Raw genomic sequence first — 17,801 nt, forward strand, 5'->3', positions numbered from 1 at the left:
CACCACACTTGGGGGGCCCACACCCCTTATGTCGGACGCGTTCTGCGGAACCGTCCGACATCTGGCGTGTCGGCCCCCCTTTTTTCGTGCATCGGCGGCGTCCGGACAGGCGTCCGAGGGGCTGGTGTCCACGTCAACATCCGTGTACTGTATGCAATATCCAATTTTTGACGAGGAGGTCAGGATGAAGCGACGCGGAATGCTTGCAGCGGCGATCACTGCGACGGCGGCCATGGCCCTGTCGGGATGCGCCTTCGGCGGCGGAGCCCCCGCCGGGAGCGGCGATGCGGTCAAGAAGGACGGCGGTGCCACCGGCACGATCACCATCTGGTCCTGGGATGTCGCGGCCACGGCGCTCAAGCGTCTCGGCGCCGACTACGAGAAGGACCACAAGGGTGTCACCATCAAGGTCGTCGACATCGGCTACGACAACGCCTACGACAAGATCTCGGTCGGTCTGCAGGCCGGCACCGGTCTACCCGACATGATCACGCTCGAGACCGACCACAACCAGAGCTACATCACCCAGTTCCCGAAGGGCTTCACCGACCTCTCGCCGGTGCTCGGCGACCAGAAGGCCGATTTCGACCCCTTCAAGTGGGACACCGGCACCGACAAGGATGGCAAGCTGCGCATGGCGCCGTGGGACTCCGGCACCGTCGGCCTGTTCTACCGCAACGACTACTTCGAGCAGGCCGGTGTCGACCCGGCATCCATCAAGACCTGGGACGACCTGGTCTCAGCGGGCGAGACGATCAAGGCCAAGAGCGGCCACACGCTGCTCACCGCCGACCTGTCGGCCGGTGGTCCGTTCTCGATGATGCTGCAGCAGCAGGGCCAGGGACTGTTCAACGCTGACGGCGACATCACCGTGAACACCCCCGAGGCCGTGCAGACCCTCACCCTGCTGCAGGATATGCAGAAGAAGGGCCTGATCAAGAACGCCAAGGGCTGGGACGCGAGCGTCACCAGCGCGAAGGACGGCGACTCGGCCGTCACGCCCGAAGCGGTCTGGTGGATCGGCACCCTCGAGGGCGAGGCGCCGGAGTTGTCCGGCAAGTACGCCGTGCAGGATCTGCCGCTCTTCGGCGCGGACAGCGCTCCGACCTCCAACAGCGGCGGCTCGGGTCTCGCGATCCCGACGCAGGCGAAGAACCCGCAGCTCGCTGCCGACTTCATGGACTTCGTGCTCGCGAACAACGACAACCAGGCGAGCATGATGAAGGACGAGGGGCTGTTCCCCGCCTACCTGCCCGCATTGAAGTCGGACTTCTTCCAGCAGCCGAGCGAGTACTTCAGCGGCCAGAAGGTGTTCCAGACCTTCGCCGAGCTGACGCCGAAGATCCCGTCCATCACGTTCACCTCAGACCAGTCGGTTGCATCCGACGCGGTCTCGAACGCCGTCGCCGCGGCCGTGCTGAACGGCGAGGACCCCAAGAAGGCGCTCGACGACGCGGCATCCCAGATCGCGAACTCGACCGGCCGGAAGATCGCCGGCTGACATGAGCGTCGCCAGTACCACCCGGAGCCGCGGCGCGAACCGCCGCGGCTCCGGCGCACAGACGGATGCCGGCGGCCCCGGCCCCCGGGCATCCCGATCCAGCCGGCGGTTCGCCGCGCGCATGCACCGGCCCGGCATGTGGTTCGCCCTGCCGGCCGCCGCCCTGCTGGTGATCTTCTTCGCCTACCCGCTTGCGGTCTCGCTGCTGCAGAGCTTCTTCAAGACCTCCGGCGGGGTGTCGACGTTCGTCGGCCTCGACCAGTACGCCCGGATGTTCCGCGACCCGCTCGTGATCAAGAGCCTGGGCAACGCGCTGCTGATCCTCGTCGTGCAGGTGCCGATCATGATCGCGCTCGCCGTCGGGCTCGCCTACCTGCTGAACCAGGCCTGGCTGCGGTTCCGCTCCGGGTTCCGGCTGATCACCTTCCTGCCCTCGATCACGACCCTGGTCGCCTACTCCGTCGTGTTCCGGGTGATCATGACCACCGACGGCGGCATGCTCAACCAGTTCCTCGCCTTGTTCGGAGCCGGTCCCATCGACTGGCTGAACAACGAGTTCTGGGCGCGCGTCGCGGTGATCGCATCGATCACGTGGCGCTGGACCGGCTACAACATGGTCATCATCCTGGCAGGGCTCCAGGCGATCCCCGCCGAGCTGTACGAGGCGGCGCGCATCGACGGCGCCGGTCGCTGGCAGACCTTCTGGCACGTGGTGGTGCCACAGCTGCGTCCGGTGCTGATCTTCACCACGGTGACTTCGACGATCGGCGCGCTGCAGCTCTTCGACGAGAACTTCATCCTCACCGGCGGCGGCCCGAACAACGCCACGCTCACCCCGGTGCTCTACCTCTACAAGATCGGCTTCCAGCAGTTCGACTTCGGGTACGCGAGCGCCCTGGCATGGATGCTCGTCATCCTCACCGGCATCATCGCCGTGATCCAGTTCCGCATCATGAGGGAGAAGCCATGACCACACAGCTGATCACGACCGGCCGCGCGCGTCGGAGCGGCATGCCGGATCGCCGCCGCGGCGAGCCGCTGATGCGGCGCATCATCCTACGCAGCCCGGTCTACCTGGTGATGATCATCGCGAGCGTGCTCGCCCTGATCCCGTTCCTGTGGATGGTCATCGCCTCTACGCACAAGACCAGCGACCTGTTCGTCACGCCGCTGCCGCTGCTGCCAGGTGGTGAGTTCTGGCAGAACCTGGGACGCCTGCAGGAGAGCATCGGCTTCGGTCAGGTGATGCTGAACAGCGTGCTGGTGGCTGTGCTCTACACGGTCTTCAGCTCGATCATCAGCGTGATGTGCGGCTACGGCCTGGCAACCTATCGTTTCCGCGGTCGCGGTGTGCTGCTGGGCGTCATCCTCGTCACGATGATGATCCCGATGCAGGTGCTGCTGGTACCGCTGTTCCAGATGATGGCCAGCGCCGGATGGATCGACACCTACCAGGCGCTCATCATCCCGTTCCTCGCGAACGCGTTCGGCATCTTCCTGATGCGGCAGGGGTTCCTGGACTTCCCGACCACGCTCATCGAGGCTGCGCGGATCGACGGGGCGTCCGAGCTGCGCACGTTCTACCGGATCGTGCTGCCGGTGGCCCGCCCGCAGATCGCCGCGCTGATCATCTACACCTTCATCAGCCAGTGGAACTCGTTCATCTGGCCGCTGCTCATGCTCAACAGCGAGGACAAGTACACGATCCCGGTGGCGCTGAACACGATGATCGGGCTGAGCCGCGTGGACTACTCCGGGCTGATGCTGGGTTCGCTGCTGGCCACGCTGCCGCTGTTCATCCTGTTCCTGGTCTTCCAGAAGCAGTTCGTCGCCGGTCTGCTCGGCGGGGCGGTCAAGGGCTGAGCAGCGCGGATGCCGGGGAGCGATCGCTCCCGGCATCCCGCCATCGTCGGGCTCAGGCCACGAAGTACGCGCTGGACGAGTTGTCCAGGATGCGGCGCATGCCCTGCAGCCAGTTCTGCTTGAGCGCCTGCACGGCGCGCGGCACGTCGCCGTCGGCGAGGGCGTGTGCGATGGCTGCGTGCTCGGCGGCGACGCGGTCGACCTTGACGTCGTCGGCGACCAGCAGCGCCTCATAGCGGTGGAACGACCCGCGGACGCTCTCGATGACGTCGAGCAGGCGCTTGTTCGGGCACACCGAGAGCATCAGGGCGTGCCACTCGTCGTCCTTGGTCATCACCAGTGCGTGCTCGACGTGCTCGTCGGTGAACGCTTCGGCGAGCTCGACCAGTCGCGCGCCGACGCTCTTCAGCCCGTCGACGGGGCTGAGCTCGAGCGCGAGGCTCTCCAGCGTGGCCATGACCGGGGCGAGGTCCTCGAACTCCCCGGCGCTGAGCGGCACGAAGCGGAAGCCCTTGCCGTTCTCGCTGGTGATCTGCCCCTCCGATTCGAGGGCGATGAGCGCCTCACGCAGGGGAGTGCGGCTGACGCCGAGCTCGCCGGCGAGCTGCACCTCGTTGATGCCCTCGCCGGGCTGCACCTGGCCGGTGCGCATACGGGTGAGGAGCTCTTCGCGAACCTGCGAGCGCAGATTCTTCCGTTCGATAGCCATGTGGTCCCCTTCGGCCTCCGGTCAGCCTACGGCTTGACCGGGTTCCGGATTCGCCATACGCTTGCTGTATACAGAATACATTGAACAGTGTTTCTGTCCAGACTCAGAGAGGAGACCCTTCGTGACCCAGCAGCGCGACGACCAGCGCATCCGGGAGGTCCGGATCGATTCCCTCGCCTTCGGCGGCGACTACAACCCCGACCAGTGGTCAGAGGAGACCTGGCTCGAGGACATCCGGCTCATGAAGGAGGCCGGCGTCACCATGGTGAGCCTGCCGATCTTCAGTTGGCCGCAGCTCGAGCCCGAGCCCGGCGTCTACGACTGGGGCTGGCTCGACCGCATCCTCGACCTGCTGCACGAGGCCGGCATCCGCATCGACCTCGCCACCGCCACGGCGACCCCGCCGTCCTGGCTGCTGCGCGCGCACCCCGAGATGGGCCCGTCCGACTCGGAGGGCCACCGCCTGGAGTTCGGCTCGCGGCAGACCTACTGCCCGTCCTCGCCGATCTGGCGCGAGAACGTCGCCCGGATGACCCGCGCGATGGCAGACCGCTACGGCGAGCACCCCGGCCTTGCGATGTGGCACATCTCGAACGAGTACGGCGACCACATCTCGCGGTGCTGGTGCGACGAGTCGGCACGGCACTTCCGTCGGTGGCTGCAGAACCGCTACGGCGACCTCGACGGACTGAACGAGGCCTGGGGCGTCAACGTCTGGGGTCAGCGCTACACCTCGTGGGACCACATCGAGACGCCGAAGAAGGCGCCCGGCCCGATCAACCCGACCAAGCTGCTCGACTTCGAGCGGTTCTCGTCCGACGCGATGCTCGAGCTGTTCCAGATCGAGATCGACGTGCTCCGCGAGGTCACGCCCGACATCGCCGTGACCACCAACTTCATGAGCATGCTGCGCGACCTGAACTACTGGGACTTCGCCGCCGTCGAGGACATCGTCACCGATGACGCCTATCCGGAGCCCGCCGACCCCACCGCGCACGTCGGTGCGGCGTTGAACTACGGTTACATGCGCTCGCTCAAGGGCGGGCGGCCGTGGCTGCTCCTGGAATCGTCGGCCAGCGCCACCAGTTGGCGTGACATCAACGTGCCGAAGGCACCGGGCAAGATCCGTGTCGAGAGCCTGCAGACGATCGCGCACGGCTCGGACTCGGTGATGTTCTTCCAGTGGCGCCAGGCCAAGTACGGCCAGGAGAAGTTCCACTCGTCGATGCTGGGTCACCGCGGCGAGCGCTCGCGCAGCTACCAGGAGACCAAGGCGCTCGGCCTCGAGCTGCGCAGGCTCGAGCCGGTGCGCGGCAGCATGGTGCGCTCCCGCGTCGCCCTCGTCATTGACCACGACTCCTGGTGGGGCTCGACGCAGATCGAGTCGCTGCCCTCTCAGCGGCTGCAGTGGGCGCAGCAGGCCCGCGCCTGGCACCGCGGCATGTATTCGCTCGGCCAGCCCGTCGACGCGGTGCGCGCCACAGGGCCGTTCGACAAGTACGACGTCGTGATCGTGCCGAACCTCTACATCGTCGAGCAGCCGCAGGCAGACGCCCTGCGGGCCTTCGTCGAGAACGGCGGCCACCTCGTGGTCGGCCCGTTCTCCGGCGTGGTGGACGCCACCGAGAAGGTGCACGACGGCGGGGCACCCGGCCCGCTGCGCGACCTACTCGGCGTCGAGGTCGACGAGCAGTGGCCTCTCTCGGACGGTCTCGTCACGAGCATCCGATACGGCGACCAGAGCCTGGTCGTGCCGCACTGGAGCGAGTGGCTCGAGACTCACGCGGGCACCGAGACCCGCGGATGCTACGCCGGTGGTGTGCTCGATGGCATGCCGGCGATCACGCGGCGGCGCGTCGGCGATGGCACCGCCTGGTACGTCAGTGCGATGTTCCAGCCCGAGGGACTGCCGGTCGTGTTCCGCGACGTGCTCGACACGGCGGGCCTGCCGGCCCGCGCGGACATCGACGTGAACGCCGAGGCCGTCACCCGCACCGATGGCGCCACCGACTACACATTCCTGCTGAACCACGGTGCGGAGCCGATCGCGTGGAGCGCGCGCGGCACCGACCTGCTCACCGGCACGGCCCACGACGGCCGCGTCGACCTCGGCCCCTACGGCGTCGCGGTGCTCACTGCACCGTCGACCTCCGACATCCCGTTCCCCGAACTCTTGACCGCAACCGCATCCGTGAAGGAGCAAGCATGACGACTGCCTTCGTGCATCCGTACATCCCCAACACGGCGCCCGAGACGCGAGCGGCGATGCTCGCGGCCACCGGCGCCGAGTCCATCGAGGAGTTCTACGCCGACGTTCCGGCCTCGCTGCGACTGCAGCGGCCGCTCGACCTGCCGGCCCCGCTGCCGGCCGAGCAGGACCTGGCCAGGCACGTCCGAGGCATCCTGGCGCAGAACCGCACGACCGAAGAGCGGCTCAGCTTCCTCGGCGCGGGCACGTACAACCACTACGTGCCGGCCGTCGTCGACGAGGTGATCCGGCGCAGTGAGTTCCTCACGGCATACGCCGGGGAGCCCTACGAGGACCACGGCCGGTTCCAAGCCCTGTTCGAGTACCAGTCGCAGATGGCCGAGCTGCTCGCGATGGATGTCGTGAACGTGCCCACCTACGACGGCTACCAGGCGACGGCGACAGGGCTGGCGATGGCCGCCCGCCTCACCGGCCGCAGCCGTGTGCTCGCGGTCAGCGACGTGCTGCCCGAGAAGGCGTCGAAGGTGCACGACTACACCAGGGCGTACCTGACGATCGAGCGGATCGGCACCAGCGGCGCGATCGCCGACGTCGATGAGCTGCGCGCCCGCCTCGGCGATGACGTCGCCGCGGTCTGGGTGGAGACTCCGAGCTTCACCGGTGCCGTCGAGACACAGCTGCAGCGGATCGCCGACGCCGCACACGCGGCGGGCGCCGTGCTCGTGGTCGGCACCGACCCGATCGGCTACGGTGTGCTCACCCCGCCCGCCCTCCAGGGCGCGGACATCGTCACGGGTGACATCCAGTCCCTCGGTCTGCACCAGTGGTTCGGCGGCGCGCACGCGGGCTTCATCGCCGTTCACGACGACCCGAAGTTCGTGATGGAGATGCCGTCCCGCCTGTTCGGGCTGGAGTCCACCGACGTGCCGGGGGAGTACGGCTTCGGCGATGTCGCCTACGACCGCACCTCCTTCGCCCACCGCGAAGAGGGCAAGGAATGGGTCGGCACTGCAGCCGCGCTGTGGGGCATCGCCGCCGGCGTCCACCTCTCGCTGATGGGTCCGGCCGGCATGGCCGAGCTCGGCGAGCTGCTGCTCGCCCGCACTCGGTACGCGCAGCTGAAGCTCTCGGCGATCCCCGGGGTGACGCTCGGCGACGACGCGCTGCACCTGCGCGAGTTCACCGTCACGGTGCCCTCCGCCCCCGCCCTCGTCGAGGCACTCCGTGCCGAGGGCATCGAACCGGGCGTCATCGTCGACGAGCGCACGCTGCTCGTGTGCGTCACCGACGCCACCCCGGCATCCGACATCGACCGCCTGGCGGCAGCGATCGCCGCAGCCATCGACCACGAGGAGGAGTCGAAGTGAGCCTTCCCATCGCACCCAAGACCAGCCCGCGCCGCTTCCACCAGGCCAGCTGGGACGAGCCGATCGTCTTCGAGCTGTCCACCCCGGGTGAGCGCGGCATCGCCATCACCCCGGTCGAGCCCGCCGTGCGCGAGGCCGTCGGCGACGTGATCGCCGACCTGCCGGAGGGTATGCGTCGTCAGACCCCGCCCGCGCTGCCGGAGATCGCGCAGATGCGCGTGCTGAAGCACTACCTGAGGCTGTCCCAGGAGAACCTGGGCTCCGATCTGAACGTGGACATCGGCCAGGGCACCTGCACGATCAAGTACTCCCCGAAGATCAACGATCAGCTCATCGAGGTTCCCCAGCTGCGCGCGCTGCACCCCGCGCAGGACCCCGCCGACACGCAGGGCGCGCTGGAGATGATCTGGCGGCTCGAGCAGTCGATGGCCGAGATCTCGGGCATGGATGCGGTCTCGCTCGCGTCGCCGGGAGGATCGGCGGGCATCTGGACGAACATCGCGATGATCAGGGCTTACCACGAGTCGCGCGGAGAGGGTGAGCAGCGCGACGAGGTCATCACGACGATCTTCAGCCACCCGTCGAACGCCGCGGCGGCGAAGGTCGCCGGCTACAAGGTCATCACGATCTTCCCCGACGCCGACGGTTACCCCGACATCGATGCGCTGAAGGCCGCGCTCTCGGATCGGACCGCCGCGATCATGGTGACCAACCCCGAGGACACCGGCATCTACAACCCGGCCATCAAGGAGTGGGTGGACGCCGCTCATGAGGTCGGCGCTCTCGCCTCCTACGACCAGGCCAACGCCGCCGGCATCCTCGGCATCACCCGTGCCAGGGATGCGGGCTTCGACGTGTGCCAGTTCAACCTGCACAAGACCTTCTCCGCTCCGCACGGCAGCGGTGGGCCCGGCGCAGCGGCGAACGCCGTCAGCGCGGACCTCGCTCCGTTCCTCCCCGGCCCGCGCGTCATCCGCGGCGAGGACGGCACGTTCACGGTCGTGGAGCCCGGTGAGCTCTCGATCGGGCACGTCGCCCCGGCACACGGGGTCATCCTGCACGTCGTGCGGGCGTACGCCTGGATCATGGCGCTGGGCGCGGAGGGCATGCTCGCCGCCTCGCAGATCGCCGTGCTGAACAACAACTACCTGCTGAAGCGCGTGCTCGAGATCCCCGGTGCCTCCGCACCGTACGCGACCGGTCGCCGCCGCATCGAGCAGGTGCGGTACTCCTGGCAGGAGCTGTTCGAGGAGACCGGCATCACGTCGGAGGAGATCGGCATCCGCATGGCCGACTACGGCTTCCACTACTGGACCAGCCACCACCCCTATGTGGTGCCGCAGCCGTTCACACTCGAGCCGACGGAGTGCTACTCCAAGACCGAGATCGACGAGTACGTGGCAGCGCTCGCCGAGGTCGCTCGGGAGGCGCGCGAGACCCCAGAGGTCGTGCGCACCGCCCCGCACAACCAGACCGTGCACCACACCCACCACGACGACCTGGACGACCCGGAGCGCTGGGCCATCACCTGGCGCGCCTACCGCCGGAAGTATTTCGGCGAGGTGCCGGCCGACTTCGCAGCATCCGTCTCGGAGGCCGTGGTCGCGTGATCGGACTCGTCGTCAATCCCGTCGCCGGGATCGGGGGGCCCGCGGGGCTCGCCGGTTCCGACGGCGCGGACGTGCAGCGCTCGGCGCGCGAGCGGGGTTCCGCCCCGCGCGCCGGCCTGCGCGCGTTGACGGCGCTCGAAGTCGTCGCCTCGCGGCATCCCGGGGCGGTGATCGCCACGGCATCCGGCGCGATGGGTGCTGATGCCGTGCGCGCGGCCGCCCTGGTGCCGTGGGTGGTCTACTCACCCGCTTCATCCGGCGCAGGAGATTCGGCGAGAACAGGACGGATCCCCGCGGATGGTCCTGTTGCGGCGGGATCTCCTGTTCTCGTGCACGGCGCGACGGATGCCATCTCGCGCGGTCGCGGTGCTGGTGGGACCGCGGTGTCATCCGGAACAGGAGTTTCCGCGAGAACAGGATGGATCGTGGCGGATCGTCCTGTTGCGGCAGAATCTCCTGCTCTCGTGCAGCAGACGGATGCCGCGGACACGGCGGCCGCCGTCGCAGCGCTCGCCGCCGCCGGCTGCGGGCTGATCCTGGTGGTCGGCGGCGACGGCACCATGCGCGACGCGGTCGACGGGCTCACCACGCCACTCCGGTCGCAGTCTGCCCCGCTTTCCGGCGCGGAGAGCGGGACGAACCGCGACCTGACCGCAGCGACCGACGGGCCGAACGCGCAGGCGGCGGACGGATCTGCAGATGGCGGACGATCCGCTGGCGTGTCCGCCGCCGGGCGTGAATCGGTCCGCCCGGTGCAAAGTCGGGGGACCGGGGACGACCGGATGCCGGCGGTGCTGGGCATCCCGGCCGGCGTCAAGATGTACTCGCCGGTGTTCGCGGTCAGTCCGCGGGCAGCCGGCTCCGTGGCATCCGAATGGCTGAGCCGCGACGGACTGCCGGTGACCGAGCGCGAGGTGCTCGACATCGACGAGGAGCAGATGCGCCGCGTGCGGGTGACCCCGACGCTGTTCGGCATGCTGCCCGTCCCGGTCGTGCCCGGTCGCACCCAGGCGCGCAAGGCGGCGACGCCGGCGAGCGAGCAGGCCGCGGTCGCAGCGGCGGCGCGCGGAGTCGTTTCGGGACTCGAACCCGGAGTGCGGTACCTGCTCGGCCCCGGCGGAACCACGGCCGAGGTCGCCCGGATCCTCGGCATCCGATCGACGCCTCTCGGCGTCGACGTGATCCGCGACGGCGCGGTGCTGGTGGCCGCAGCATCCGAGCAGCAGCTGCTCGACGAGATCGCGCAGGGGCCCGCGAAAGCCGTCGTCACCGTGATCGGCGGGCAGGGGTTCCTGCTCGGACGCGGCAACCAGCAGCTCTCCGCCCGCGTCATCCGTGCTCTCGGCGACGACCCGCTGTTCGTCGTCGCCCCCGAGCAGAAGCTCATCGATCTCGGCGGGAGTCCGCTCGTCGTCGACACCGGCGACCCCGACCTCGACGCACGGCTCGCGGGCCACATCCGCATTGTGACGGGTGCGTCCACCACGGCCTTCTACCCCGTCGCCGCTCCCGAGCGGCTCTACGACCTGTCCACCCTTGACGCCTCTCCCGCTCCGGTCGCAACGGCTGCGGGTGTCGGCCGCCCAACACCCGCAACCATCGCGACCGGAGCAGCGGGAACGCCCGGCTTCGGAACCCTCTGAAAGGATCAACCCATGCGTCTCCAGAACAAGAACGCCATCGTCACCGGCGGAGCCGGCGGCATCGGCCGCGCCACCTCGCTCGCCTTCGCTGCGGAGGGCGCTTCGGTCGCCGTCGTCGACCTCAACGCAGATGCCGCCGAGGTGGTCGCCGAGGAGATCCGCGCCGCCGGCGGCACGGCGATCGCACTCGCCGCCGACGTGTCCAGCGAGGCGGACATCGAGCGAGTCGTGGCATCCGTCGTCGATCAGCTCGGCGGCATCGATGTCGTCTTCAACAATGCAGGCATCATCCGCCGCACAACCGCCGTCGAGACCACCGTCGAGGAGTGGGACCGCGTGTTCGGCGTGAACGTGCGCGCGATCTTCCTGATGTGCAAGCACGTCGTGCCGATCATGGCCGCGAGCGGCGGCGGCTCGATCGTGAACACCGGCTCCGGGTGGGGCCTCAAGGGCGGCGGCCAGGCCATCTCGTACTGCGCGTCGAAGGGCGCCGTGGTCAACATGACCCGCGCGCTGGCGATCGACCACGGCCCGCAGGGCATCCGCGTGAACTCGGTCAACCCGGGCGACGTCGACACCGGGATGCTGCGCGACGAGGCGAAGCAGCTGGGGCAGGACCAGGCCGGATTCCTCGCCGAGGCCGCCGAGCGCCCGCTGAACCGCATGGGCCAGCCCAGCGAGATCGCGGCCGCCGTGGTGTGGCTGGCCAGCGATGAGTCGTCATACGTCACCGGGTCGGCCCTCGTGGTCGACGGCGGCGGCATCGCCTGACGCCCTTCCGGGTTCAGGCCCGGCGCCGGTGTGTATCGGGCCCGGAGGTCACTTCATCTGCACCAGCTGGATGAGGTTGCCGCAGGTGTCGTCGAAGACGGCGACGAGCGCGGTGCCGATGTCGGTGGGCTGCTGCGTGAACACGACACCGAGGCCGGTGAGGCGTTCGTACTCGGTGGCGAGGTCGTCGACGGCGAACTGCGCGAGCGGGATGCCGTCCTCGACGAGTGCGTCGCGGTAGGGCTTCACTGCCGGGTGGTCGGAGGGCTCGAGCAGCAGTTCGGCGCCGCCCTCGGGTGAGGTGACGGTCAGCCAGGCGGCCTCGCCGAGCGGGATGTCATGGTGCTTCTCGAAGCCGAGCACGTCGGTGTAGAACGCGAGCGCCTTGCGCTGGTCGTTCACGAAGATGCTGGTCAGTTCGATCCTCATGATGGTGTGCTCCTTGTGATCGGCCACCGCTCGGCGATCCGGGCGATGGGCTCGGGGTGGAAGTAGTGGAACTTCGAACGGCCGCGCCGTTCGGTCGAGATGAGCGCGGCGGCCTCGAGCACCGCGAGGTGCTGCGACACCGCCTGGCGGCTGGAGGTCACGCCGTGCCGCATCGTGAGCGTCGAGCAGATCTCGAACAGCGTCTGACCGTCGCGCTCGGACAGCGCGTCGAGGATGAGTCTCCTCGTCGGATCGTCGAGCGCGTGGAACAGATCGGACACGCGTCAATTATAGGCAAGTGAATGCTTGCATATCAAGGGGATGCCGGGCAGTATCCTGACGGCACGAGCGAGGAGGCTCTCATGGTTCCCGAGATCAACTACTGGGCGGTGCTGCTGGCGACCGTATCGAGCATGGTGGTGGGGGCGATCTGGTACGCCCGGCCGGTGATGGGCGACCGCTGGGCGAAGCTCGCGAACGTCGACCTCGAGAATCCGTCACGCGGGCCGCTGTGGCCGATGATCACCACGGTGATCGTCAGCTTCATCACGGCGTGGGTCCTCGCCGGCGCGGCGGCCATCTCGTGGCACTTCTACGAGGGGTCGTTCCTGTGGGCGGCCGTGGCGACCTCCGTCGTACTCTGGGCGGGCTTCACGGCCGCGCGCTTCATCACCCATGACGCCTTCGAGGGGCGGTCGACCAAGCTCACCACGCTGAACATCGCGCACGAGCTGATCACCGTCGTCGTGATGGCGCTCATCATCGGGGTGTGGCCGCCCGCCGGCATCTGACGCCGTCGATCGGTTCAGATGCCGCGGGTCTCCTCGACCGTGGTGCGGGTCGTGCCGGCTTTCGTCCTGACCTCGTAGCGCACCGGCATGCCCGGATGCTCGGGGGAGAACCAGAAGGTCGCCGGCGGCTCGCCCGTCGCGGCGGTGTCGTAGCGCAGGCATTCCAGGCGCCCGAGCGGCAGCTCCACGGTCTCGACCGAGACGACCGTGCTCTCGGCGGGGAAAGCGGCGTGCTCCTGCAACTCCCGCCAACTGACTCGGCGTGAAGACACCTCGTCCGGCGCATCCGCCCGCCACTGATCCAGTGTCGCGCCCTCATCGTCCGCATCACGGAAACGGTTCACGCGCTCGAACGTCGTGCCGTCGGCCTGTTCGACCAGCATCCTGATCTGCTTGCCAGTCCGGCTGGAGGCCGCGATCTGGGCGGCGCTGAACGGCGTCGGCAGCAGGCCGGGGCCCAGGACGTGTGGATCGGCGGCGGCGGTCATGCGTATATTCTGCGCGCATCCTGCCGTGCGCGGTGTCGGGCTGTCAGGGCACACCTGCGCGGCCTCGGAACGCCCGCACGGAGTCAGCGGGGCCCGGGTGGTGCATCCGTTCCCGGGCCGTGCATCCGTTCCGAATGCGGGCGCAGAACAGAGAGGCGGGTCAGGCGGCGACGCGGGCGACGGCCGCGATGGCAGACGTGAAGAAGCCCAGACCGTCGACACCGGAGCGCATCGCCGAGACCGTGTCGGGGCCGAAGCCCGGCTCGGTGGCGTGCTCGGGGTGCGGCATGAGGCCCACGACGTTGCCGGCCGGGTTGGTGATGCCGGCGATGTCGCGCAGCGATCCGTTCGGGTTCACGCCCGCGTAGCGGAAGGCCACCAGGCCTTCGCCCTCGAGTCGGTCGAGCGTGTCCTCGTTGGCGATGTAGCCGCCCTCGCCGTTCTTCAGCGGGATGACGATCTCCTGGCCCTGCTCGAACGCCGAGGTCCACGCGGTCGAGGAGTTCTCGACGGTGAGCTTCTGGTCACGACGCACGAAGTGCTGATTGTCGTTGCGGATCAGACCGCCGGGCAGCAGGTGCGCCTCGACCAGCATCTGGAAGCCGTTGCAGATGCCAAGGACCGGCATGCCGGATGCCGCGGCGTCCTTGACCTCGGTCATGATCGGCGAGAGCGCGGCGATCGCGCCGGAGCGCAGGTAGTCGCCGTAGCTGAAGCCGCCGGGCAGCACCAGTGCGTCGACGCCGTCGAGGTCGTGCGAGCCGTGCCAGAGGGCGACGGGCTCGGCGCCGGCGATGCGGATCGCGCGCTGCGCGTCGCGGTCGTCGAGCGAACCGGGGAAGGTGATGACCCCGATGCGAACGGTCATTCGACGACCTCGATGCCCACGACATCCTCGATCACCGAGTTCGAGAGAACCTCGTCGGCGACACGCTTGGCCTCGGCGAGGAGCTCATCGGTGACCTCGCCCTGAACGGCGAGTTCGAAGCGCTTGCCGATTCGGACGCCCTCGAAGCCTTCGATCCCGAGACGGGAGAATGCGCCGGACACGGCCTTCCCCTGCGGGTCGAGCAGTTCGGCCTTGGGCATGACGTCGACGACGATGGTGGGCATAGCAGGCTCCGAAGGTCGCGGGCGGGGATGCGATAAGTCTATCGTCCGGCGGAGCGGCCGACGCGTCCGGCGGACGGAGTCCGTCCGGACGGATGCCGCACCCCCCGATGTGCATCCGCCCGGACCGGATGAGCGTTCCCCACGCTCGTCGTCCCGCGGCGAAGGTGCCGATGCGGGACGCGATCCCCTGCCTCGAGGTTAGAGTCTTCGGCAGGTGCTCGCACCGTGGAGAGCGGGAGGCGCCCACGCTCTCCAACACAGCAGGGGGAAGCATGAAACTCAACGAACTCGTGGAGCGGACCGGAGTTCCGTCTTCGACGCTCAAGCACTGGATCCGTGTCGGGCTTCTGCCGTCCGGCCGGCTGCGGAACAAGACGACGGCGGTCTACGACGAGGGGCACGTGGATCGGGCGCTGCTGATCCTGCTGATGCGCGACGAGTACCGGGCATCCGTGGAGCAGATCCGCGCGCTCACGTCATTGATCGACCAGGGGACGAGCACCCTCGAGGTCATGAACGCCTGCCAGGCGTTCGCGCTCGGCACGCCGGACGGCAGCGCCGCGGACCCCGCGCTCGCCGAGTATCGCGAGCGCACCTTCGAGCTGATGCGTCGCCGTGACTGGCGCGGGTATCCCGGCGCCGCCGAGCAGGGCCTCGTGCACGCGCTGTCGACGGCCTCGAAGGTGGGGCTCGACTACGACGTCGACACCCTCATGGCCTATGCGGACGCCCTGGAGCCGCTCGCGACGCACAACGTGACCGCCCTCGGTCCCACCGGTTCCGCAGACCAGATCGCCAGGCGGATGCTGGCGGCGATCAACGCCCGTGCTCGGCAGCTGGTCGCGGTGAGCAGCCTCGCTCATGCGGCGGCGTCGATCCGCGCGGCCATCGCCCGCGGCGATGCGCCGGAGGACCTGGCGAAACCGCCGGCCCGCGCCTGACGGCGCGCCGGGCGCGCTCTCGCCGCCGAGACCCCGCGTGGGCAGCGGCACCTCGACCGGATCGCGCTCTGCTGGTCGCGGCGGCTGCGCAGAACCGGGTGCTGGTCGCGATGAATCAGCTCGCGCACACCGCCGCGGCGGTGCGTCGTGCGACGCGCTGAGAGATGCCCTCACGCCCTTCGAATCGCGCACCCTGCTGCATCTCGGCCCTCGAAGTGGTCAATCGGGCGATTCGAAACGCGGTGGTCAGGACCGGAAGACGGTGTGCAGGTCGCCGATGCGGTCGCGGCCGCCGAGGCCGTCGATCTCGAAGAGCACCGAGATTCCCGCGAGTCGGTAGCCGAGCCGGTCCACGATCGTGCGGCCGGCCTCGAGCGTGCCACCGGTCGCCAGCACGTCGTCGATGAGCAGCACACGCGATCCGACGGGCAGGTCGTCGTGCATCTCGACGGTCGCGGTGCCGTACTCGAGGTCGTAGTCGACGGATGCTGCGGGGCGCGGCAGCTTGCCCGCCTTGCGGATGGGCAGCATGCCGACGCCCGCCGTCACTGCTGCCGCCGCGGCGAGGATGAAGCCGCGGGCCTCGATGCCGGCGACCACGTCGAACTCTCCGGCGAACGGCGCGACAAGCGCCTCGGTCGTCACGCGCAGCGCCTCGGCATCCGCCAGCAGCGGCGTGATGTCGCGGAACAGGATGCCCGGCTTCGGGTAGTTCGGAACGGAGCGGATCAGGGATTCGGCGCGGGACAGGGCGTCTGAGGTCACCGGTCAAGGGTACGTCCCCGAGTGGCACGCGCGACGGATGGCGGATCGGTACGCGGATGGCGGGGACGCACCGGCGAATCATCCGCCAGCCGCCGGGCCGCCCGCCGCCTGCGGCATCAGGACTGGATGGGAGCGCTCCCATGATGGCATCATGGGAGGTATGACTCGTGAGTTCCCCGGCGGTTTCCTGTTCGGCGCCGCGACCGCGGCCTACCAGATCGAGGGCGCCGCGTTCGAAGACGGCCGCACCGCATCGGTCTGGGACGCCTTCGCCCGCATCCCCGGCGCCGTTATCAACGGCGAGACAGGCGACGTCGCCTGCGATCACTATCACCGGATGCCGCAGGACGTGGCGCTCATGAAGAGCCTCGGCCTGCAGACCTACCGGTTCTCGACCTCGTGGTCTCGCGTGCGGCCCGACGGAGGTGCGGTCAACCCGCTGGGCGTCGACTTCTACAGCCGGCTCGTCGACGAGCTGCTCGAGAACGACATCATGCCCTGGCTGACGCTGTACCACTGGGACATGCCGCAGGCGCTGGAGGACCGCGGCGGCTGGACCAGCCGCGACACCGTGGACCGCTTCGTCGAGTACGCGCTCACCATGCACGATGCGCTCGGCGACCGGGTGAAGACCTGGACCACGCTCAACGAGCCGTGGTGCGCATCGTTCCTCTCGTACACCGCCGGTGTGCACGCACCCGGCCGCACCGACATCGGCGACGGCCTGCTCGCCGCCCACCACCTGCTGCTCGCGCACGGCCGTACGGTGCAGGAGCTGCGCGCCCGTGACGCCGACCTCGACCTCGGCCTCACCCTGAATCTCACCGTGGCCGACCCGGCCGACGTCGACGATCCGGCCGACATCGACGCCGCCCGCCGCATCGACGGGCAGTTCAACCGCTGGTTCCTCGACCCGATCTTCGAGGGCGACTACCCGAGCGACATCGTCCGCGACATCCGCGAGGTCGATGCCGACGCGATCGCCCGCTGGCAGGAGGCGGTGCACGACGGCGACCTCGACGTCATCTCCGCCCCGCTCGACGCATTGGGCATCAACTACTACCACGGTGAGCTGCTGTCCGGGCATCCGCAGCCGGACGGGCCCGAGAGCGGGCCGCACGAGACCGAGGGACAGCAGCGGCCGACCAGGTCGCCGTTCCCCGCGGATGCCGGGATCCACTGGGTCGAGCGGGGGCTGCCGCGCACCGGCATGGAGTGGGAGGTGCAGCCCGAGGGGCTCACCCGGCTGCTGCAGCGTGTCGCCGCGGACTACGCCGACGGCGTGCCGCTGTACGTCACCGAGAACGGCGCGGCCTACGACGACGTCGTCGTGGGCGGCGAGGTGAAGGATGCCGAGCGCACCGCGTTCGTGCGCGATCACGTCGCCGCCACGCTCGATGCGATCGAGGCCGGCGTCGACGTCCGCGGCTACTTCTACTGGTCGCTGCTGGACAACTACGAATGGGCGTGGGGCTACGACAAGCGGTTCGGCATCGTCCGCGTCGACTACGACACCCAGGAGCGCACCGTGAAGCAGTCCGGGCACGAGTACTCTCGGATCATCGCCGCGCGGGCGGTCTGAGTCCCGCGGGCACGGGGGA

18 protein-coding genes are annotated in these 17,801 nt (G+C 68.9%); 11 read left to right on the forward strand and 7 right to left on the reverse strand.

What is annotated here, in order from left to right:
- Window positions 1-184 precede the first annotated feature (184 nt).
- From ACFVDO_RS16700 to ACFVDO_RS16710, 3 genes are read left to right on the forward strand one after another with little or no spacing between them, the layout of a single operon-like run.
- Entirely contained in the window at window positions 185-1,501 is a 1,317-nt protein-coding gene (locus tag ACFVDO_RS16700) for an ABC transporter substrate-binding protein (protein ID WP_378860146.1), read from the forward strand.
- Window position 1,502: 1 nt separating this feature from the next.
- Window positions 1,503-2,471 (forward strand): carbohydrate ABC transporter permease, encoded by a 969-nt coding sequence (locus tag ACFVDO_RS16705; protein WP_378886871.1) that lies wholly within the window; start codon window positions 1,503-1,505, stop codon window positions 2,469-2,471.
- A complete protein-coding gene (locus ACFVDO_RS16710) occupies window positions 2,468-3,364 on the forward strand; it encodes a carbohydrate ABC transporter permease (protein WP_378857892.1) in 897 nt (298 codons plus the stop codon). The genes ACFVDO_RS16705 and ACFVDO_RS16710 overlap by 4 nt, the downstream gene beginning before the upstream one ends.
- A gap of 52 nt (window positions 3,365-3,416) precedes the next feature.
- Here ACFVDO_RS16710 and ACFVDO_RS16715 read toward each other — a convergent pair whose 3' ends face one another.
- Window positions 3,417-4,073, reverse strand: coding sequence for a GntR family transcriptional regulator (locus ACFVDO_RS16715; RefSeq protein WP_378857891.1), 657 nt, complete (start codon window positions 4,071-4,073; stop codon window positions 3,417-3,419).
- Between the two features lie 121 nt (window positions 4,074-4,194).
- On the opposite strand from ACFVDO_RS16715, the gene ACFVDO_RS16720 reads away from it, so the two are divergent.
- Genes ACFVDO_RS16720 through ACFVDO_RS16740 form a run of 5 tightly spaced genes read left to right on the forward strand, consistent with a single transcriptional unit; the run spans window position 4,195 to window position 11,673 of the window.
- Entirely contained in the window at window positions 4,195-6,282 is a 2,088-nt protein-coding gene (locus tag ACFVDO_RS16720) for a beta-galactosidase (RefSeq protein ID WP_378857890.1), read from the forward strand.
- The gene (gcvPA, locus tag ACFVDO_RS16725) at window positions 6,279-7,649 is read left to right on the forward strand and encodes an aminomethyl-transferring glycine dehydrogenase subunit GcvPA (protein WP_378857889.1); all 1,371 of its coding nucleotides are present in this window, start codon (window positions 6,279-6,281) and stop codon (window positions 7,647-7,649) included. Before ACFVDO_RS16720 ends, gcvPA begins: the two co-directional genes overlap by 4 nt.
- Window positions 7,646-9,259, forward strand: coding sequence for an aminomethyl-transferring glycine dehydrogenase subunit GcvPB (gcvPB, locus tag ACFVDO_RS16730; protein ID WP_378857888.1), 1,614 nt, complete (start codon window positions 7,646-7,648; stop codon window positions 9,257-9,259). Before gcvPA ends, gcvPB begins: the two co-directional genes overlap by 4 nt.
- Entirely contained in the window at window positions 9,256-10,902 is a 1,647-nt protein-coding gene (locus ACFVDO_RS16735) for an ATP-NAD kinase family protein (protein WP_378857887.1), read from the forward strand. Before gcvPB ends, ACFVDO_RS16735 begins: the two co-directional genes overlap by 4 nt.
- A gap of 12 nt (window positions 10,903-10,914) precedes the next feature.
- Window positions 10,915-11,673 (forward strand): SDR family NAD(P)-dependent oxidoreductase, encoded by a 759-nt coding sequence (locus ACFVDO_RS16740; RefSeq protein WP_378857886.1) that lies wholly within the window; start codon window positions 10,915-10,917, stop codon window positions 11,671-11,673.
- A gap of 48 nt (window positions 11,674-11,721) precedes the next feature.
- On the opposite strand, the gene ACFVDO_RS16745 is transcribed toward ACFVDO_RS16740, so the two are convergent.
- Window positions 11,722-12,102 (reverse strand): VOC family protein, encoded by a 381-nt coding sequence (locus ACFVDO_RS16745; protein WP_378857885.1) that lies wholly within the window; start codon window positions 12,100-12,102, stop codon window positions 11,722-11,724.
- Window positions 12,099-12,383: an ArsR/SmtB family transcription factor gene (locus tag ACFVDO_RS16750; RefSeq protein ID WP_378857884.1), complete on the reverse strand. Its 285-nt coding sequence runs from the start codon at window positions 12,381-12,383 to the stop codon at window positions 12,099-12,101. Before ACFVDO_RS16750 ends, ACFVDO_RS16745 begins: the two co-directional genes overlap by 4 nt.
- A gap of 81 nt (window positions 12,384-12,464) precedes the next feature.
- On the opposite strand from ACFVDO_RS16750, the gene ACFVDO_RS16755 reads away from it, so the two are divergent.
- A complete protein-coding gene (locus ACFVDO_RS16755; protein WP_378857883.1) occupies window positions 12,465-12,893 on the forward strand; it encodes a DUF1761 domain-containing protein in 429 nt (142 codons plus the stop codon).
- 14 nt (window positions 12,894-12,907) lie between these two features.
- Here ACFVDO_RS16755 and ACFVDO_RS16760 read toward each other — a convergent pair whose 3' ends face one another.
- The 3 genes from ACFVDO_RS16760 to ACFVDO_RS16770 all read right to left on the reverse strand — a co-directional run bounded on the left by ACFVDO_RS16760 (window position 12,908) and on the right by ACFVDO_RS16770 (window position 14,494).
- Window positions 12,908-13,381, reverse strand: a complete 474-nt coding sequence (locus tag ACFVDO_RS16760; protein WP_378857882.1) for a hypothetical protein — start codon at window positions 13,379-13,381, stop codon at window positions 12,908-12,910.
- A 160-nt stretch (window positions 13,382-13,541) separates the two neighbouring features.
- Window positions 13,542-14,249, reverse strand: coding sequence for a phosphoribosylformylglycinamidine synthase subunit PurQ (gene purQ, locus ACFVDO_RS16765; RefSeq protein WP_378857881.1), 708 nt, complete (start codon window positions 14,247-14,249; stop codon window positions 13,542-13,544).
- Window positions 14,246-14,494 carry a phosphoribosylformylglycinamidine synthase subunit PurS gene (locus ACFVDO_RS16770; protein ID WP_378857880.1) on the reverse strand — a complete coding sequence of 83 codons (249 nt, stop codon included), beginning with the start codon at window positions 14,492-14,494 and terminating at the stop codon, window positions 14,246-14,248. Before ACFVDO_RS16770 ends, purQ begins: the two co-directional genes overlap by 4 nt.
- Window positions 14,495-14,766: 272 nt before the next feature.
- On the opposite strand from ACFVDO_RS16770, the gene ACFVDO_RS16775 reads away from it, so the two are divergent.
- Complete coding sequence (locus ACFVDO_RS16775) at window positions 14,767-15,435, forward strand: MerR family transcriptional regulator (protein WP_378857879.1); 669 nt, start codon at window positions 14,767-14,769, stop codon at window positions 15,433-15,435.
- Between the two features lie 246 nt (window positions 15,436-15,681).
- Here ACFVDO_RS16775 and ACFVDO_RS16780 read toward each other — a convergent pair whose 3' ends face one another.
- On the reverse strand, window positions 15,682-16,200 hold the full coding sequence (locus ACFVDO_RS16780; protein WP_378857878.1) for an adenine phosphoribosyltransferase: 519 nt from the start codon (window positions 16,198-16,200) through the stop codon (window positions 15,682-15,684).
- A 160-nt stretch (window positions 16,201-16,360) separates the two neighbouring features.
- Here ACFVDO_RS16780 and ACFVDO_RS16785 point away from each other — a divergent pair, with 160 nt between their 5' ends.
- Window positions 16,361-17,782: a glycoside hydrolase family 1 protein gene (locus ACFVDO_RS16785; protein ID WP_378857877.1), complete on the forward strand. Its 1,422-nt coding sequence runs from the start codon at window positions 16,361-16,363 to the stop codon at window positions 17,780-17,782.
- The last annotated feature ends 19 nt before the right edge of the window (window positions 17,783-17,801 follow it).

Source organism: Microbacterium sp. NPDC057741 (genome assembly GCF_042798735.1).
Taxonomy (GTDB): domain Bacteria; phylum Actinomycetota; class Actinomycetes; order Actinomycetales; family Microbacteriaceae; genus Microbacterium.

Bases quoted from the DNA above. Each gene is read 5' to 3' on its own strand.
- gcvPA (WP_378857889.1), top strand. From the start codon at position 6,279: ATGACGACTGCCTTCGTGCATCCGTACATCCCCAACACGGCGCCCGAG.
- ACFVDO_RS16740 (WP_378857886.1), top strand. From the start codon at position 10,915: ATGCGTCTCCAGAACAAGAACGCCATCGTCACCGGCGGAGCCGGCGGC.
- ACFVDO_RS16745 (WP_378857885.1), bottom strand. From the start codon at position 12,102: ATGAGGATCGAACTGACCAGCATCTTCGTGAACGACCAGCGCAAGGCG.
- ACFVDO_RS16715 (WP_378857891.1), bottom strand. From the start codon at position 4,073: ATGGCTATCGAACGGAAGAATCTGCGCTCGCAGGTTCGCGAAGAGCTC.
- ACFVDO_RS16775 (WP_378857879.1), top strand. From the start codon at position 14,767: ATGAAACTCAACGAACTCGTGGAGCGGACCGGAGTTCCGTCTTCGACG.
- purQ (WP_378857881.1), bottom strand. From the start codon at position 14,249: ATGACCGTTCGCATCGGGGTCATCACCTTCCCCGGTTCGCTCGACGAC.
- ACFVDO_RS16770 (WP_378857880.1), bottom strand. From the start codon at position 14,494: ATGCCCACCATCGTCGTCGACGTCATGCCCAAGGCCGAACTGCTCGAC.
- ACFVDO_RS16755 (WP_378857883.1), top strand. From the start codon at position 12,465: ATGGTTCCCGAGATCAACTACTGGGCGGTGCTGCTGGCGACCGTATCG.
- ACFVDO_RS16705 (WP_378886871.1), top strand. From the start codon at position 1,503: ATGAGCGTCGCCAGTACCACCCGGAGCCGCGGCGCGAACCGCCGCGGC.
- ACFVDO_RS16710 (WP_378857892.1), top strand. From the start codon at position 2,468: ATGACCACACAGCTGATCACGACCGGCCGCGCGCGTCGGAGCGGCATG.
- ACFVDO_RS16785 (WP_378857877.1), top strand. From the start codon at position 16,361: ATGACTCGTGAGTTCCCCGGCGGTTTCCTGTTCGGCGCCGCGACCGCG.
- ACFVDO_RS16700 (WP_378860146.1), top strand. From the start codon at position 185: ATGAAGCGACGCGGAATGCTTGCAGCGGCGATCACTGCGACGGCGGCC.
- ACFVDO_RS16760 (WP_378857882.1), bottom strand. From the start codon at position 13,381: ATGACCGCCGCCGCCGATCCACACGTCCTGGGCCCCGGCCTGCTGCCG.